This is a genomic window from Chelonobacter oris, from assembly GCF_000772535.1.
Classification (GTDB): Bacteria; Pseudomonadota; Gammaproteobacteria; order Enterobacterales; family Pasteurellaceae; genus Chelonobacter; species Chelonobacter oris.
On record NZ_JSUM01000002.1, the window covers coordinates 149,572 to 167,756 of the forward strand.

An 18,185-nucleotide genomic window follows, 5' to 3' on the forward strand; every position below is an offset into this window, starting at 1 on the left:
AAAGGCATCAATCCGATGCCTTTTTTATTTACCGCAATGCTGTTGCAACCAATTTCTGACCGGCGCAAACGTTTTGCGATGCTGCGGCAGCACGCCGTAGAGATGGAGTTTTTCCAAGTGAAGTGCGGTCGGGTAGCCTTTATGCTTTGCCAAGCCGTAATGCGGATATTGCCGATCCAGTTGCGCCATCTCTTGATCTCGCGCTACTTTGGCAAGAATCGAGGCCGCACTGATTTCCGCCACTCGGCTATCCCCTTTCACCACCGCCTGAGCCGGCATCGGCAAATGCGGTAATTTATTGCCGTCGACCAAGACAAAGTGCGGTTGCAGCGCTAATGCGGCGACCGCTCTTTGCATTGCCAACAGACTGGCTTGCAGAATATTCAGTCGATCGATTTCTTCCGCTTCGGCACGCCCCAAACTCCAAGCCAATGCTTTTTGCTTAATCTCTTCCGCCAAGAGCAGACGTTTTTTCTCTGATAATTTTTTTGAATCCGCCAAGCCGATAATCGGACGCTGCGGATCCAGAATCACCGCCGCCGTCACGACCGCCCCGATCAACGGCCCTCGTCCGACCTCGTCCACGCCGGCAATTAGCCCGACATTTTGCGGATATTCAAATTGTTCCATTTAACACCTCCGCTACGGCTTGCGCCGCTTGTTCATCGGCATCACAACGAATCCGACGATGCAATTCGGTAAAGCGCCGTTTCAGAACCAAAGTGCGGTGCTGTGCCGCTTCGCTCTCATCGAGATAATCCGCCAACGCCTGCGCTAAATTTTGTGGCTGACACTGTTGCTGAATCAATTCCGGTACTAGCATCTCATCCGCCAGCAAATTGGGCAAAGAGACGTAAGGTGTTTTCACCAATCGTTTTGCCAGCCAATAGGTAAGCGGTTTCATTCGATAGCCTACAACCATCGGCGATTTACATAACATACACTCCAACGCCGCCGTACCGGATGCCAACAATGTCGCCTCTGCCGCTATCATCACGTTTCGAGCCTGCCCGTCAAGCAGGTGTAGCGACAAATTCGGCTCAATACGTTGTTTAACCTGCTCAAACTGATGACGACGCTTTGCGTTAATCAACGGCACTAAAAATTCCAGCTCAGGAAAACGCTGTTTCAGCAAAAGTGCGGTCTGTAAAAACGGCTCGCTCAAAAACGCCAGTTCCGAAGCACGACTGCCGGGCAAAATGGCGACATAACGTTTATCGCTGTCCAGCCCCAGCGCCCGACATGCTTGAAGGCGATCGACCTGCAACGGGATCGCATCCGCCATGGTATGCCCGATAAAACGGCACGGCACATCAAAACGATCATAAAATGCCTTTTCAAACGGCAAAAATGCCAGCACTAAATCAGTGGCTTTCGCAATTTTATAAATTCGCTTTTGCCGCCAAGCCCATACCGACGGGCTGACATAATGAATGGTTTTAATCCCGTTCCGTTTCAAAACAGCTTCCACACCGAGGTTGAAATCAGGCGCATCGATACCGATAAAAACAGCCGGCTTCTCAGATAATAGATTTTGGATCAACTGCTTACGGATTTTCAGCAGACGAGGCAAGTGTTTCAACACTTCCACCAACCCCATCACCGCCAGTTCTTCCATATCGACATAACTTTCTGCCCCCTGCGCCTGCATTTGCGGGCCGGCAATACCGATAAAACGGGCGTTCGGATAACGTTGGCGCAATGCTTTAATCAACCCTGCGCCGAGAATATCGCCGGAAACTTCCCCGGCGACAACGGCAATGAGCGGTGATTTTTGTTCTTGAGGCATCAAAGGCTCCTTAAAAAATAACCGCACGTTAAAAGTGCGGTCAAAGTAGAGGCAAATCCCAATATTCGGCTATTTATGAACCGACAAAGATAATTTCGTCGGTGCCCGTAATGATGGTAATTAACGGATAATACCACGAGTCGAACGTTTAAAAAACGACAGAAAGAAGCTGACCGACGCTTCGGTCTCCGCAATCCGCTCAATTTCAGGAATCACTTCATCCAAGGTTTTACCACTGCGGTAAATCAGTTTATACACATTACGGATAGCGTGCATTGCCGGTTTGTCGAAACCGCGTCGCTTCAAACCTTCCAGATTGACACCGAACGGCTGCGCATGGTTGCCTTGTGCCATTACATAAGGCGGCACATCTTGACTGACCATCGAACCGCCGCCTAACATAACGTGTGCCCCGATCACCACGAACTGGTGAATAGCGGACATCCCGCCGACAATCACAAAATCATCAAGTTCGACATGTCCCGCCAAAGTCGCATTATTAGCCAGAATACAGCGGTTTTTAACCTGACAGTCATGTGCAATGTGCGCATTAATCATAAACAGATTATCGTCGCCGATACGCGTAACACCTCCGCCCTGTATCGTCCCACGGTGAATGGTCACGCTTTCGCGAATACGGTTACGATCGCCGATAATCGTTTTGGTCGGCTCGCCGTTGTATTTCAAATCCTGATTGACTTCGCCGATACTGGCGAATTGAAAAATCTGATTGTCCCGTCCGATTTTGGTATGCCCTTTGACCACAATATGCGAATGCAGCACTGTGCGTTCCCCGATCTCGACATCCGCCCCGATAATGCAAAACGGACCAATGACCACATCGGCTCCAATCTTGGCACCTTCTTCTACAATCGCTTGCGGGTGAATCTTTGCTGTCGGGTCAATCATCTTAAAATCCTCTACGGGCACACATTAATTCGGCTTCACACACGACTTTACCGTCTACCGTGGCGACCCCGGTAAAACGGGTAACACCGCGGCGCTCTTTCACAAAATGCACTTCCAAGATCATTTGATCGCCCGGCTCGACCGGACGTTTGAAACGGGCATTATCAATCGCGGCAAAATAGTAAAGCTCATCGGTCGGCAATTCCAAAGTTTTAAATGCCAGTACGCCCGTTGCCTGCGCCATAGCTTCCAGAATCAGTACCCCCGGGAAAATCGGTTTATGCGGAAAATGCCCGGTGAAGCACGGTTCATTGACGCTGACGTTTTTAATCGCTTTCAACCATTTGCCTTCTTCAAAATCAATGACCCGATCGACCAATAAAAACGGATAACGATGCGGTAATAACTGCATGATTTCATTAATATCGACAATTTTCGCTTGTCTTTCCTGCTGCTGAGTTTCGTTAGTTTCAGTTGTCACAATAGTTCCTTTAATATTATTCCGTTGCCGAGACAAAAATGACAGGACGGCGGAAACAATATCCTTAATAAATTATGATTTGTCGTTATTCCGTTCCAGCGCTTTCAAGCGGCGGTTCATCTCACTGATATTCATGGTCAGTGCCGCCGTTTTACGCCATTCTTTATTTGTTTGCAGCGGAATACCGGAAGAATAGACACCCGGCTCGGTAATCGGTCGCATCACCATTCCCATGCCGGTTACGGTCACACCGTCACAAATTTCCATATGTCCGTTAATGACGCTGGCACCACCGATTAAACAATAACGTCCGACCGTCAGACTGCCCGCCATGATCACTCCGCCCGCAACAGCCGTCCCCGTACCGATATGTACGTTATGCGCAATCTGACAGAGATTATCAATAATCACGTTATCTTCAATCACTGTCGCATCGAGCGCACCACGATCAATACAGGTACAGGCGCCGATTTCAACCCGGTTTCCGATGATGACCCGACCGCGCTGAGGAATTTTTATCCATTTGCCTTTATCATTGGCATAACCAAAACCGTCACCGCCAATCACGGCTGAAGATTGAATCAGGCAATCTTGCCCGATTTCCACTTCGTGATATACCGTGACATTCGCCCAAAGTTGGGTGCGGGCGCCGATTTTGGTATTTTTCCCGACAAAACAGCCGGCACCGATAACCACGTTATCGCCTAATTCAACACCGTCTTCAATCACTGCATGGTGGCCTACCGAAACATCTTTGCCCAATACGGCACAAGCCGATATAACCGCACTTGAAGCAACTCCAGTTGCCGCCGGCGGTGTCGTATCCATCAATTGCGCAATCAAGGCATAAGCGATATAAGGATCATTGACAATAATAAGATTACTGTCGGCATGACAAAATGCCACATCGCCTTCCTTCACTAATAAACAGCCTGCCGTAGCCGTCGCCAGCAGATCGCGGAACTTGGCGTTTGAAATAAAGCTCAGTTGATTTGTCTGCGCTTTATCCAGTGAGGCAATGCTGTCTACCACCGCATCGGCATTGCCCCGCAATTGTCCGCCCACATGCTCAGCGAGTTGTCGTAATAGGTATTGTGCCATAAATCCCCGGATTATTTTTTAGCGTCAGCCGGTGCCTGCGCCGCCGGTTTAATGGCTCTTAATACTTCTTCGGTAATATCTTTTCCGGCAGAGGCATACACAATCGCATTGGCATCGATCACATAGCTGTAGTTTGCTTTGGCAGCCACCTCATTGGTTGCCGTTTGAATACCTGCCAATAACTTCGCTCTCTCCTGATATTGCAACTCTTCGTTTTTGGCTTGCAACTCTTCCGCTTGTTTTTGGTAGGTTTCACGCATTTTATTGATTTCGTCTTCACGTTTTTGAATATCGGCCGCACGCAGTTTCGGCGCTTCTTTTTGCAGTGCTTCGATTTTAGCGACAATCGCTTTCTCACTGGCTTGCAATTTTTCTGCCGGCGCTTTTAACTCCGCATCGATTTTCGCTGCTGCAGCATCACGATCCGGGTGATTTTGGAACAGATAGGCGGAGTTGATAAAAGCGATGTTTTCCGCTGCTGTCGCCAATGAAGAGGTCAATGCCAATGCTAAAGAAAGACCTGCGATTTTTAATGCTTTTTTCATACAAAAATATCCTTTTGGGTTAAGATGCCGGATTATGATCATAATCCGGCCTGTTTAGTAATATACATTCGACTACACGGTCAACCGTTATTAAAAACTGCCGCCGATACTGAATTGGAATTGTTCGATTTCATCACCTTCGTATTTTTTGAGCGGTTTGGCATATGAGAAAACCAGCGGTCCAATCGGCGAATTCCACTGAAATGCCAGCCCGGCGGATGCCCGAACCCGGCTCGGATCGCTATAATCAACGATCCGCTGCGGTACATTGCCCTGCGTAAACAGTTTGGCTTTATCCTTGCTCCATTCGGTATTCCAGACGCTTGCCGCATCAACGAACAGAGAGGTTCTGACGCTATTTTGATTTTTATCGCTCACAAACGGTGTCGGCATAATCAATTCGACACCGGCGGTCGCCATGGCATTACCCCCGACAACATCATAGTTAATGTTGTTGTAATCCCTGGCGGGCGCATTCACCGAAGCATTTTCTTGCGTATTGTAAATCGCTCTAGGGCCTACCGCACCATAGGCAAATCCGCGCAGACTGCCTATCCCGCCGGCGCTGTAGTTTTGATAGAACGGTAATTTCTTATTGCCGAACCCATTGGCGTAAGACAGCCCTGCCCGTCCGGACACTACCCAAGTTTGATCATAATTAAGCGGATAATAACTAACGATATCCGCACTCAATTTATAATATTTGTTATCCGATCCCGGAATCGTAACTTTTCCGCCGATACTGGCGCGGGTTCCGTTAGTCGGCAAAAAGCCGCGGTTCAGGGTGTTATAATTCCAACCGAGGCTGAATTCGAAATCATCACTTTTAATTCCCCAACCGTCAACGCCCATCGAACGCAAATAACGGGCACGATTATATTCCGGATACATATTTTTCAATTTGTTATGGACATAGCCGAGTCCCAGATAGTAAGAGTTGTTTTCATTCACCGGGAAACCCAACGTACCGTTGATGCCGTAACTGGTCCGTGCATAGGAGGCGGTTGTATCGCTGTCCTTATAATCGTAGTTATCATAGAAAATATTGCCGCCCAGACTAACGCCGTCACGGGTAAAATACGGCTCGGTATAGCCCAGATTCACACTGGTTGCATACTTGTTTTTCACACCTGATAGACTGACAGACGATCCCATCCCCAAAAAGTTATCCTGTTTAACGCTGGCTTGATAGCTTAATCCGCTTTCGGTACCGAAACCAATTCCGAAGTTGATACTGCCGGTATTGCGTTCTTTCACTTTATATACTACGTCCAGCTGATCGTCCACACCGGGCACTGCCAACGTCTCGCTTTCAACCGTTTCGTAAAAGCCGGTTCTTTCCAAACGGTATTTGCCTTGTTCGATTAACGATGTCGACAGCCAAGTCCCTTCCTGCTGACGCATCTCTTGGCGCAACGTTGAATCGGCACTGACGTCATTGCCTTCGAAACGAATCGAACGGACATAGTAACGGCGTCCCGCATCGACCACCACAATCAAATCAACCGTATGCTCGCTATCGTTAAATTCCGGCTGAATATTAATTTGCGGATTGGCATAGCCGCGGGCGCCCAACGTATCTTTAATACCGTCTTCGATCGTTCTGACCGTATTGCCGCGGAATTGTTCGCCGCGTTTGACATTGGCCAGCAACTGATTCAATTCTGCCCCCATGCCGGCGGTATCACCGATAATCCGCACATCATTAATCGTATATTTTTCCCCTTCATCCAGCGTCAGATTTAGCGTAATGTCTTTTTTATCCTCACTATAACTGACATCGCTGTCGACGATTCTGAATTTGGCATAGCCCTGATTCAAATAAAAATCACGCAACGTATTCAGATCTTTTTCATATTTTTGTTCGGAAAACTTACTGCTGGAAAAAATATTCCACCAAGAGACATCGGGTTGGATTTCGATTTGGTCAAGCAATTTGCTGTCACTGAAAGCCTGATTGCCGGAAAATGCTATCTGCTTCACCAAGGCGGCATCGTTCTCTTTAATTTCCAGCTTTAATGCGGCACGTCCCTGCCCCAGATCATCAACAACCGTATTGATTTCTGCATTCGGATAGCCTGCAGATCGGTAATAATTCAATAATTCCTGCCGGAAAGCGGCCAGCTTGTCCCGTTCCAGAATTTCGCCTTTGGCGATACCGTTTTCACGTAAATTATTTTCCAGCGCATCTTTCGGAATCTGTTTATTCCCTTCGATTTCCAGTGAACTGATATAAGGGCGTGCCTGAATCCGCAGCACCAACGCATTACCTTCACGCACCGCCTCTACGTTTTCATAACCGCCGCGCAAGAACAGCGTGCGTACAATTTGGGACAAATCCTGATCCGTTGCCCGTTGTCCTACGCTGACCGGCAAGCCTGCAATAATATTTTGTGCGGTGACCGGATCAGTGCCTTCCACACGGATATCCTGCACCGTAAACGGTGCAGCCAGTACACCGCCACTACTCAAGAGTAAACTGGTCACGAGGAGTTTTTTCATTGTAGTTTTCCTGTTCAATAAGCCTTGTTAAATAAATGTTAATCCAAGCAATCTGATGACATCTTCGACATCAAATAAAGCGTATAATATCATTAAATACGGCAAAAAATGTCAGCATAAGCAATAACACCGCGCCGATTTTGAAAAAAACCTGCCTGACACGCTCGGTTACCGGACGTCCGCGCACGGCTTCAACCGCCAAAAACAGCAAATGTCCGCCATCCAATACCGGCAAAGGAAATAAGTTCATAATGCCCAGATTAACGCTGATCAATGCCATAAAACTGAGGTAATACACCGCTCCGCTTTCCAACGAAATGCCCGCCCCCTGTGCAATTGAAATCGGACCGCCCAGATTGCTCAGCGAAATATCACCGCTCAATAATTTCCCCACCAGTTTTATTATGACACCGGTTAATTGCCAGGTTTTTTCAACCCCTTGTTGCAAGGCGCTTAGAATATCATATTTTAATTCGGTGCGGTACTCTTGCGGCAACGGATGAAATGTCGGTGAAAAACCGATATAAGTACGTCCTTCTTTATTTGCCTGCGGGGTAATCGCCAGTTCAATTTGCCGTTGGTTGCGCTCAATCAAAAAATACAGCGGTCGCTGCAAATGATCGGCAATCGTATCGACTAACTGTTGCCATGCCATCTGCCGCCCGTTAACCGACAAAATAGTATCCCCGACCTGTAGCCCGGCTTGTGCCGCCGGTGAGTCCTCACTGATTTTAGACACTTTCAGTTCAATCTCTCCGCTTTTCGGCGAAATCCCAAGTGCGGTAAAGGCCGCCTGTTGCTGCGGATCATACTGCCAGCCGCTTAAATCCAAACGTTTCTGCACGCTCGGTTGCTGCGGTTCGCCAAACGGAGACAGCGTTAAAGTCACTTGCGGTGCGCCGACCTTGGTTGTCAATAACATATTGACGTGCGTCCAATCTTCCACCGCCGTACCATCAATCGCCCGAATCTGCATACCCGGCTGCAATCCGGCTTGTGCCGCTATCGAATCCGTATTCACACTGCCGATAACTGGTTTGACCGCCGGCACACCCAGCATATAAATCAGCCAGTATGCCGCAATCGCAAACAAAAAGTTGGCTATCGGACCCGCCGCAATCACAAACGCGCGCTGTCTGACCGATTTGGCGCTGTAATCCTGTCCGCGTAACGCTTGCGGCACATCTTCGACTTTACTGTCCAACATATTGACATAGCCGCCGAGGGGAATCATTGAAACGGCAAACTCCGTACCGTGCCGATCGGTTTTGCTCCATAGCACCTTGCCGAAACCGATGGAAAAACGCAGCACTTTGATACCGCACTTGCGTGCCGCCCAAAAATGCCCGTATTCATGTACAAAGACCAGTACGCCGATAACGATTAAAAAGGCGAAAACATACCAAAGAGACGACATCCGTGCGCTTCCCTATAGAAGATAAAAATAAAACATAGCACAAAAAAACGGCAATGCGGCCGTCAGGCTGTCAATGCGATCCAACACGCCGCCGTGTCCCGGAATCAAACGGCTGCTGTCTTTAATGCCGACGTGGCGCTTGAACATGCTTTCGGTCAAATCCCCCAGAATCGACACCACTATCGTCCCGAAAGAAACCGCTAACAGCAACGGCAAAGGAACCGCTCTCAAAATAAAATCCGTCGGCGTCAGCAGCACAAACAGCACGCCGATAATCAGTCCGGTTAACACCCCGCCAAAAACGCCCTCCCAGGTTTTCCCCGGTGACACTTTAGGCGCCAGTTTATGCTTGCCGACTGCTTTGCCGAAAAAATAAGCGCCGGAATCGGTACTCCAGACCAATACCAACACATACAATAGCAATAATATCCCCTCGTGACTGTTTTGATTGTAGTGATACAGCCGCAACGCCAGTAATGCCAGCATAAAAGGAATCAAGGTGCAGAAGGCAAAAATCAACTGTAACAATGCCGGTTTCTGCCAATATCGAGTGGAGTGCGGATAACGGCTCACCAGTAGAAAAGCAACAAACCACCAAACAAGCGCAATCACCAACAGCCACGATGTGCGGCTATCGAGAACAATCCCGGCATTAATGTAATCACGCGCCGAAAACAGCACGACAAATAAAAAACAGGCTGAAAGTGCGGTAATCAGCCAACGCCAAAGATCATGCCCGAGACCGGCAAACCGGCACCATTCCCACACCCCGAGCACCACGATCAGGGCGATCGTCAATGCAAAAGCATAAGGCGAAAACCAAAACAGTGCGGCAATCACCAATAACAATAATACGGCTGCCGAAATAATACGCTGTTTAAGCACCTGAAATTCCCCTTTAATCTATCTTAATCCGTTGCACCAAAACGGCGATCACGTGCCTGAAACGCAATAATCGCCTCGGCAAACGCATGTTCATCAAAATCCGGCCATAACACCGGGCTGAAATAAAATTCAGCGTATGCCGCCTGCCATAATAGAAAATTACTGATCCGCTGCTCACCGCTGGTTCGAATCAACAGATCCACCGGCGCCTGCCGCTCCGTGACTAAATGTTGCTGCAATAGCGCCGGCGTAATCTGATCCGGCTGCAATTGACCGCACTTGACCTGCTTTGCCAATGCTTGCGCCGCCTGTACAATATCCCACTGCCCGCCGTAATTGGCGGCAATATTCAGAATCAGTCCGCTATTCTCGGCGGTCAGCGCTTCCGCTTCGCTGATTTTGGCTTGCAATGAACGGCTAAATTGACCGATATCGCCCAAAATCCGCAATTTGATATTGTTTTTATGTAATTTGCCGACTTCACGGTTCAATGCCAGCATAAACAGATCCATCAAACCGCTGACTTCACTTTCCGGTCTTGACCAGTTTTCACTGCTGAAGGCGTATAGCGTCAAAGATCGGATATGGTGCTGCGCCGCAAACGTCACGGCTTTGCGCACCGCCTGCACGCCGTTTTTGTGCCCGACCAGACGCAGCTTCCCTTTTTCTTTCGCCCAACGCCCGTTACCGTCCATAATAATGGCAACATGTTGCGGCATATTTTGTCGATCAAAAGTGAAATGTTTATCCATAATCGTCCAATTCAAGCCTTTTCGTCGGCTCACTATATCATAAGCCGGAAATAACTTAAAAAGTTAAAATCAGCCGCGCGGCCGATTCTCTGGCTTTTCGATCAATTTCAATCACATCTTCGACTTGTGAGATCACGGCGCTCGGAAATTCCGCCACCGTTTGCCGATTGACACGCTCAATATCGGTAAAACGAATCCGCCCCCGCAAAAAAGCCTCGACCGCAACTTCATTGGCGGCATTCATCACCGTGGTGGCATATTGTCCGGCGGCAAAACAGTCGATCGCCAACTTCAAACAAGGATAACGTCGGTAATCCGGCTCAACGAAAGTTAACGCATTGATTTTGAAAAAATCCAGTGCCGATACCTCGGCAAAAGTGCGGTTCGGATACGCCATACTATGGGCAATCGGCGTACGCATATCCGGATTGCCCATTTGCGCCAAAACGCTGCCGTCGGCATAACGCACCATCGAATGAATAATCGATTGCGGATGAATAATAATTTCCATCTGTTCTGCCGCAGCATTAAACAACCAACGGGCTTCGATATACTCCAGCCCTTTATTCATCATGGTTGCCGAATCGACCGAAATTTTCTGCCCCATCGACCAATTAGGATGGGCAACCGCCTGTGCCGGCGTGATACGATCAAAATCGCAAAGTGCGGTATTCCGAAACGGACCGCCCGATCCGGTTAAAATAATTTTATCGATCCCGCTGTCATGTAAGCGGCAATGTCCGATCCGTTGCTGCTCGCTTTGCGGCAACGCCTGAAAAATCGCATTGTGTTCGCTGTCGACAGGCAACAGGGTTGCGCCCGATTTCGCCACTTCATCAATAAACAGTTGTCCGCAAGTAACCAGCGACTCCTTATTCGCCAATAGAACCCGTTTCCCCGCCCGAATTGCCGCCAATGTCGGCAGCAAGCCCGCCGCCCCGACAATCGCCGCCATCACCGTATCCGCTTCCGAATGTGCGGCAATTTCACAAATCGCCTGCTCTCCACACAACACGTCGGTTTTGAGGGTTTGCGCCAACCGCACTTTCAACTCGTTTGCTGCCGATTCGTCTGCCATAACGGCAAACTGCGGTTGAAATTCCAAGCACTGCTGCGCCATCGATTCGGCATTGCGCCCACCGACTAAGGCAAATGCGCGGTACTGTTCGGGATTGTGCCGAATCACCGATAATGTGCTGTTGCCGATAGATCCCGTAGAACCTAAAATCACGATATTTTGTTGCATAGTTCACCGTATAACATTAAATATTTTCCGTTAAGCAAATTCACTTTAAACGGCAACCGGCGGAACAATGGCAAAAGACTGTGCATAAATGCTCAATCTGCCGAATACGATTACCGAACAGTCGAAAAAAAACCAAAAGTGCGGTTATCAATTCGTCTGACAACCGCACTTTACGATCAAAAACCCGATGAATAAAAATTAAAATTCCATCAACTCTTTTTCTTTTTCCGCCAACGCTTCATCAACTTTTTTGACATAAATATCGGTCAGTTTTTGAATCATGTCCTGTGCTTTACGCTCATCGTCTTCACTGATCGCTTTGTCTTTCAGCAATGCCTTAATCTGATCATTGGCATCACGGCGAATATTGCGCACGGCGACTTTGCCCTGCTCCGCTTCGGCACGCACGATTTTGGTCAAATCACGGCGGCGCTCTTCGGTCAATGCCGGCAACGGCACGCGAATTGTCGTGCCTGCCGAAGCCGGATTCAACCCGAGATCGGAAGTCAAAATCGCTTTTTCCACCGCCTGAATCAAAGAGCGGTCAAACACGCTGACAGCCAGCGTTCGGGCATCTTCCGCCACCACATTCGCCAATTGGCGCAACGGCGTTGCCGCACCGTAATATTCCACCTGAATGCCGTCCAGTAAACTCGGATGGGCTCGGCCGGTTCTGATTTTGGAAATCTGAGACTTAAACGCCTCAATACTTTTTTCCATGCGTTGTTCGCTATCTTGTTTAATGTCGTTAATCACGCTGTTTTCCTTTGTAATGTTAATCAAACGGCTGCAAACCGCTATTTTTATACTATTCCGAGTGACAAATCAAGGTTCCCTCGTTTTCACCGAGGATAACACGTTTTAAAGCGCCCGGCTTGTTCATATTGAACACCCGAATCGGCATATTATGATCGCGCGCCAGCGTAAAGGCGGCCAAATCCATCACTTGCAGTTCTTTTTCCAGAACGTCCTGATAACTTAAATTGCGATACAGGTTTGCATCCGGATTTTTCGCCGGATCGCAATCATACACCCCATCGACTTTGGTCGCTTTCAACACCACGTCCGCTTCGATTTCAATCCCGCGTAAACAGGCGGCGGAATCGGTGGTAAAAAACGGATTGCCGGTTCCGGCGGAGAATATCACCACCTGTCCCTGATTCAACAAGCGGATCGCCTGCGCCCAACTGTAGGTATCACAAACACCGTTGAGCGGAAACGCCGACATCAGTTTTGCATTCACATTGGCGCGGTGCAGGGAATCGCGCATCGCCAAGCCGTTCATCACCGTTGCCAGCATGCCCATGTGATCGCCGACTACACGGTTCATACCGGCTTTAGCCAGCTTAGCGCCACGAAACAAATTGCCGCCGCCGATAACCAGCGCCACTTGCACATCCAATTCAACCAGTTCTTTGATTTCAATCGCCATCCGATCAAGCACCGACGGATCGATACCAAATCCTTCATCGCCTTGCAGGGCTTCACCGCTTAATTTCAATAAAACACGCTTATAGGTCGATTGTGTATTCATTTTTTTCTCTCCTCGCTGTCATCAAAGTGCTGATCAAATAGTTTAGTGTTACGATTTATTTGATCACCATTTTGCAATGTCTATCCGTCATTTACTAAAAAGGCGAGTTTCCTCGCCTTTATCGGTTTTATCAGACTTTTTGCATCGCTGCCACTTCGGCGGCAAAATCGGTTTCGACTTTCTCGATCCCTTCACCCACTTCGAAGCGGATAAAGCCGGTCACATCGGCACCTTTCTCTTTCAGCAAATCCCCGACGGATTTGGACGGATCCATAACGAACGGCTGACCGGTCAGAGAGACTTCGCCGGTGAATTTCTTCATACGGCCTTCCACCATTTTCTCGGCGATTTCACGCGGTTTGCCGGATTCCATCGCAATAGCCACCTGAATTTCACGCTCTTTGGCGACGACATCGGCAGAAACGTCTTCCGGTTTGACAAACTCCGGACGGCTTGCCGCCACGTGCATCGCAATGTGTTTCACCAATTCCGCATCCGCATCTTTTGCCGCAACCAACACGCCGATTTTCGCCCCGTGCAAGTAGTCGCCGACAACATCGCCGCTAATCGCCGCAACACGGCGGATATTCATGTTTTCGCCGATTTTTGCAACCAGTGCCGCGCGCTCTTCTTCAAATTGTGCTTTCAGCACTTCGACATCAGTCACTTTGCCGGCTAATGCCGCATCTGCAACTTTATTTGCCAACGCCAAGAAACCGGCATCTTTGGCAACGAAATCGGTTTCACAGTTCATTTCGACCAACACGCCGAAACCGCCGTCAACACGCGCTAAAATCACCCCTTCAGCCGCAACGCGACCGGCTTTTTTAGCCGCTTTTGCCTGTCCGGATTTACGCATATTGTCGATCGCCAATTCAATGTCGCCATTCGCTTCAACCAATGCTTTTTTACATTCCATCATACCTGCGCCGGTACGATCACGCAGTTCTTTAACTAATGCCGCTGTAATTTCAGCCATTTTAAAATCCTCTTGTCAGTGCCGTCTGCCTGACCGCACTTTGAATAAAAAAGCAGGGAACTCTCACAAGCCCCCTGCTAACCAATTAATCACTGGTGGTTAATAAGGGCAAATTGCCTTATTACCAATAACATTATTCCGCTGCCGGTGCTTCTACTGCGGCTTCCGCTTCGGCAAAGCTTTCTTCTGTTACGGTAGGGTTAGACTGGGAACGGCCTTCATTTACCGCTGCCGCCGCTGCGGTCAGGTACAATTGAATGGCACGCGCAGCATCGTCGTTACCCGGAATGATGTAATCCACGCCGTCAGGATTGGTGTTGGTATCGACAATCGCAAATACCGGAATCCCTAAATTGTTGGCTTCTTTGATTGCAATGTGTTCGTGATCCGCTGCGATAACGAAGATAGCGTCCGGCAGACCGGCCATATCTTTGATTCCGCCCAAACTTAATTCCAGTTTGGCCATTTCACGCGCACGCATTAACGCTTCTTTCTTGGTTAATTTTTCAAAAGTGCCGTCTTGAGATTGCGCTTCTAAATCTTTCAAACGTTTGATTGATTGACGAACGGTTTTCCAGTTTGTCAACATACCACCCAACCAACGGTGGTTTACAAAGTATTGGTTACAGCTTAATGCCGCTTCTTTTACCGCTTCGCTTGCCGCACGTTTGGTACCGACAAACAACACTTTCCCGTTGTTGCCCGCCACTCGGGTCAATTCAGCCAACGCTTCGTTGAACATCGGAACGGTTTTTTCCAGGTTAATGATGTGAACGCCGTTACGCGGTCCGAAAATGTAAGATTTCATTTTTGGATTCCAGTAGCGGGTTTGGTGACCGAAATGTACGCCAGCTTGCAGCATATCGCGCATTGAAACTTGTGCCATAATAATTCCTTAATAAATTGGGGTTTAGCCTCCACATATCCTGTCGCATCGACCGTTTGGCACCCCGACTGACAGTAAGTGATATGTGTGTGAAGTCTGAATTAATCATAACGCCATGCCGACCATTCGGAATGACGGCGCATTTTATACCATAATCGGCGCCAAATAGCCAGCAAATTTAGCGTACTTATGCGTCCGCCCCGATTCCGATACAAGGTTGAGACGGTTTATTTTGCTGAGATCACCACTCTGCGGTTCGGCTTCAGACAATCGCGCAACGCCTGCCCTTGCTCGTTTTCACACGCCGCCACTTGATCCGCTTTGCCGTAACCGACCGCCGTCACCGCACTTGGTGCAAAACCTTGTTCTACAAAGTAGGCTTTCACCGCTTCCGCCCGTTTTTGCGACAATAATTGATTATATCGCTCAGAACCCAGACGATCGGTGTAACCGGCAATTTCCACTGCCTTCACATTCTCGGCCCGCAAACCGCCGATCACGCCGTCCAGTGCCGATTTGCCTTGTATCGTCAAGCCTGACGCATCAAAATCAAACAAGAAATCCCCCGACAGCGCAAACTGATTGTTACAGCCGAGCGGATTCCAGAAGAAAGATTGGGCGTTCATATCTTTATCAAACAACACTTTGTACTGACAGATTTTATGTTCTCCGTTTTGACGGTAATTGAACACATAATCCCATTCACGCACCGCAAACAGCCCTTCGGAAAAGTGCGGTCTGCCGATCAAATAATACAACTGATCTTTGTTCATGCCTTTTTCGATCATGCGCACATTGTCCCAGTTAGGCCAAATGCCGTATTGCGAACCACTGAAATTAACACCGGCATCTTCGATTTTCGGCCATACCGGCTCGTCGGTGGTGCCGTCGGCTTTCACATCGCTCAAACGACAGCCTGCCAGCGCCATGGCGACGATCAGCACTAAAACATATTTGGTATACTGTTTCATTTTATGTTCCTTTTAATATTTCATTATCCGTTATAAACGGGGGCAGACCGGTTTGACAGTCGTGAACGCCCGTTCAACTGCGACGACGATAACGTGTTGATTACCATTGATAAGCCACACCGACTCCGGCAGTGGCATCGCCACGGCTGTTATGGGCGGCATTCAGTTTGACAATCACTTTACCGTTATCGGAGATACGGGATACCCCCAACGCCAGCGCATTTTGTCCGCCATGCGCACCGCCCGACACCGCAACGGCAGAATGTCCCGGTAAATAGGCTTGCGGCAGGCTCGACATTGCCGCAGCCGTCGCACCGACACCGTCAATATCTTTCGCCAGCCCGTCAATACGATTATTCACATGATTAATCGCCTGATGGGTGGCGTGCAATTGGCTGCCGTTAACCGCTTGTTTGGAGGTGGCGGATATTTCACCGTCAGCCACATTGTTGACTGTTTGATTGTTGGCGTTAATACCGTTGCCGTCAATATATGTCTTATCGCCCACGTTATAGCGGTTTGCAGTAATCGTATTGAATGTCGGTGCTTCCGCCATCTTCACGCTGATATTCCCATTAGCGTCAACCGAAGTAGAAATATTGTTTCCGTCCCCTTTGACGGCAATCGAGCTGCCCAACTTGGCAACATAACTGCCGGTATCGGTTTCAAATGTTAACGGTTTTTGCACCGCAGCGCTTAAGTTATTGATCGCATCGCCAACCGTATAAACCTGAACCGAATTACCGCTTGCCGGATCCCCGTTGACCACGTTATAAGTCGGCGCCGTAATATTGCCGCCGGCATCCATCGTTGCACCGCCGCCTAACGTTTTGGCAATAGACTGTGCATTGTTATACAACTGACCGGTGGTCGCCGCATCGGTTCCGCCTTGTTTGATCTCTGCCGCTTTCACATTGCCGATCACGGTATTGCCGGCATTAATACCGTCTTTGGATACGGTAATATCACCGACCTTGATGCTTTCATTGGCGGTAATCGTGTCGACCGTTACCGATTTATTCAGATCAAAGGTTACATTGTTCTCTGTTTTGCTGATCACAATGTTTTTATCAACATTATTCAAATCAACCGTTGCCGCCGGCGCAATATTACCGGCGTTAACCCCATTGTTCACCGACAGATTCCAGCCTTTACCCGCCTGCTCGGCAGCTGCATTGGCTTTCTCGTTTGCGGCTTGAATCGCATCATTGAGATTACGCTTACCGGTTCCGCCAATATTATTGTTGGTATACGAGCCGGTCTCAGGATCATAAACGGTGTTGCCGCCGATGATGTTTTTCACCCCTTCGCCCTGATTAAACAATTGACCGCCGTTGACGGCATCTTTGCTCCCTTGTGCAATCGTTCCGGCATCAACGTGGCTGATTTTCTTATCGCCGGCATTGATACCGCCGGCAGAAATCTCAACATCACCTGTTTTCACGCTATCCACGGACAAGTTTTTGTTCAGTGCCACTTCATAAACAGCCTGACCATTCTCACCCACACTCGGCGTTACCGTCACATTGGCTTCATCGTCAGCCGCTTTAACTTCAGTCTTGGCGGCACCAATTTCCGCTTTTGCTTTTTCCGACAGGTCAATCTTATAATCGGTGACGTTGCTCGCCTCGGTTGTTGCAGAGGCTACAGAAACCAAATCCGAACCGGCTGTAACCGTACTTTTCTCCGCATTGACCGTATAAACCGTGTCATTCGCATCAGCAGGATTAACACTGCTTGTTACCGTGGTGTTGTTTCCGGCTTTTACGCTGGCGGTTTTCGCATTATCCACCACATTTTTAACGGCATCGTCCAATTGTTTTTTATTCACTGCATCAGCATCGTTTTTGCCCGCACCGATATTACTGATGACATTTCCGCCGTTATCCAAACCGTTTTCCGTCAAACTAACGGTCGGTTTATTCGGATCCGCCGACACAATCGTCATGCCGTTAGCACCGATCACCGTACGGTTTCCAGCCTGATCAAGAAATATTGCGCTGTTCAAGTCCGTCAAATCACGCGCCATTTTCAGGATCAAATCCCCATTAACGTTATCTACACGCAGATTTTTATCGGTAACCTCAGCATCTGCGGCAACGTTGCCTTTAATGCTCAAGGTTTCGTTCAGTTTCTTCGCAATCGCATTACCTGTATCGCCTTGGAATCTCAAGCCGTCGTTTAATGT

17 protein-coding genes are annotated in these 18,185 nt (G+C 48.8%); all 17 read right to left on the reverse strand.

Annotated features, from left to right (window positions below; translation table 11 throughout):
• Positions 1-24: 24 nt before the first annotated feature.
• Positions 25-630, reverse strand: a complete 606-nt coding sequence (gene rnhB / locus OA57_RS01380; protein ID WP_034612450.1) for a ribonuclease HII — start codon at positions 628-630, stop codon at positions 25-27.
• A complete protein-coding gene (gene lpxB, locus OA57_RS01385; RefSeq protein ID WP_034612453.1) occupies positions 617-1,789 on the reverse strand; it encodes a lipid-A-disaccharide synthase in 1,173 nt (390 codons plus the stop codon). Before lpxB ends, rnhB begins: the two co-directional genes overlap by 14 nt.
• A 120-nt stretch (positions 1,790-1,909) precedes the next feature.
• Complete coding sequence (lpxA, locus tag OA57_RS01390) at positions 1,910-2,698, reverse strand: acyl-ACP--UDP-N-acetylglucosamine O-acyltransferase (protein ID WP_034612455.1); 789 nt, start codon at positions 2,696-2,698, stop codon at positions 1,910-1,912.
• Between the two features lies 1 nt (position 2,699).
• Complete coding sequence (fabZ, locus tag OA57_RS01395) at positions 2,700-3,179, reverse strand: 3-hydroxyacyl-ACP dehydratase FabZ (RefSeq protein ID WP_034612458.1); 480 nt, start codon at positions 3,177-3,179, stop codon at positions 2,700-2,702.
• A 72-nt stretch (positions 3,180-3,251) separates the two neighbouring features.
• A complete protein-coding gene (lpxD, locus tag OA57_RS01400; RefSeq protein WP_034612460.1) occupies positions 3,252-4,280 on the reverse strand; it encodes a UDP-3-O-(3-hydroxymyristoyl)glucosamine N-acyltransferase in 1,029 nt (342 codons plus the stop codon).
• Between the two features lie 11 nt (positions 4,281-4,291).
• On the reverse strand, positions 4,292-4,825 hold the full coding sequence (locus tag OA57_RS01405; protein WP_034612462.1) for an OmpH family outer membrane protein: 534 nt from the start codon (positions 4,823-4,825) through the stop codon (positions 4,292-4,294).
• 90 nt (positions 4,826-4,915) lie between these two features.
• Positions 4,916-7,327, reverse strand: a complete 2,412-nt coding sequence (gene bamA, locus OA57_RS01410) for an outer membrane protein assembly factor BamA (protein ID WP_034612463.1) — start codon at positions 7,325-7,327, stop codon at positions 4,916-4,918.
• Between the two features lie 70 nt (positions 7,328-7,397).
• A complete protein-coding gene (rseP, locus tag OA57_RS01415) occupies positions 7,398-8,744 on the reverse strand; it encodes a sigma E protease regulator RseP (RefSeq protein WP_034612464.1) in 1,347 nt (448 codons plus the stop codon).
• Positions 8,745-8,756: 12 nt separating this feature from the next.
• Positions 8,757-9,629: a CDP-archaeol synthase gene (locus tag OA57_RS01420; RefSeq protein ID WP_034612466.1), complete on the reverse strand. Its 873-nt coding sequence runs from the start codon at positions 9,627-9,629 to the stop codon at positions 8,757-8,759.
• A gap of 23 nt (positions 9,630-9,652) precedes the next feature.
• Positions 9,653-10,381, reverse strand: a complete 729-nt coding sequence (gene uppS, locus OA57_RS01425) for a polyprenyl diphosphate synthase (protein ID WP_084589840.1) — start codon at positions 10,379-10,381, stop codon at positions 9,653-9,655.
• 55 nt (positions 10,382-10,436) lie between these two features.
• Positions 10,437-11,627: a 1-deoxy-D-xylulose-5-phosphate reductoisomerase gene (gene ispC / locus OA57_RS01430; protein ID WP_034612468.1), complete on the reverse strand. Its 1,191-nt coding sequence runs from the start codon at positions 11,625-11,627 to the stop codon at positions 10,437-10,439.
• Between the two features lie 198 nt (positions 11,628-11,825).
• Positions 11,826-12,383: a ribosome recycling factor gene (gene frr / locus OA57_RS01435; RefSeq protein WP_034612470.1), complete on the reverse strand. Its 558-nt coding sequence runs from the start codon at positions 12,381-12,383 to the stop codon at positions 11,826-11,828.
• Between the two features lie 52 nt (positions 12,384-12,435).
• On the reverse strand, positions 12,436-13,161 hold the full coding sequence (gene pyrH, locus OA57_RS01440; RefSeq protein WP_034612472.1) for a UMP kinase: 726 nt from the start codon (positions 13,159-13,161) through the stop codon (positions 12,436-12,438).
• Between the two features lie 130 nt (positions 13,162-13,291).
• A complete protein-coding gene (tsf, locus tag OA57_RS01445; protein ID WP_034612474.1) occupies positions 13,292-14,140 on the reverse strand; it encodes a translation elongation factor Ts in 849 nt (282 codons plus the stop codon).
• A 133-nt stretch (positions 14,141-14,273) separates the two neighbouring features.
• Positions 14,274-15,026, reverse strand: coding sequence for a 30S ribosomal protein S2 (rpsB, locus tag OA57_RS01450; RefSeq protein WP_034612478.1), 753 nt, complete (start codon positions 15,024-15,026; stop codon positions 14,274-14,276).
• 227 nt (positions 15,027-15,253) lie between these two features.
• Positions 15,254-15,997, reverse strand: coding sequence for an OmpA family protein (locus OA57_RS01455; protein WP_034612481.1), 744 nt, complete (start codon positions 15,995-15,997; stop codon positions 15,254-15,256).
• Positions 15,998-16,097: 100 nt separating this feature from the next.
• Positions 16,098-18,185 (reverse strand): YadA family autotransporter adhesin (locus OA57_RS01460; RefSeq protein ID WP_034612483.1); only part of this gene is annotated, 2,088 nt, incomplete at its 5' end.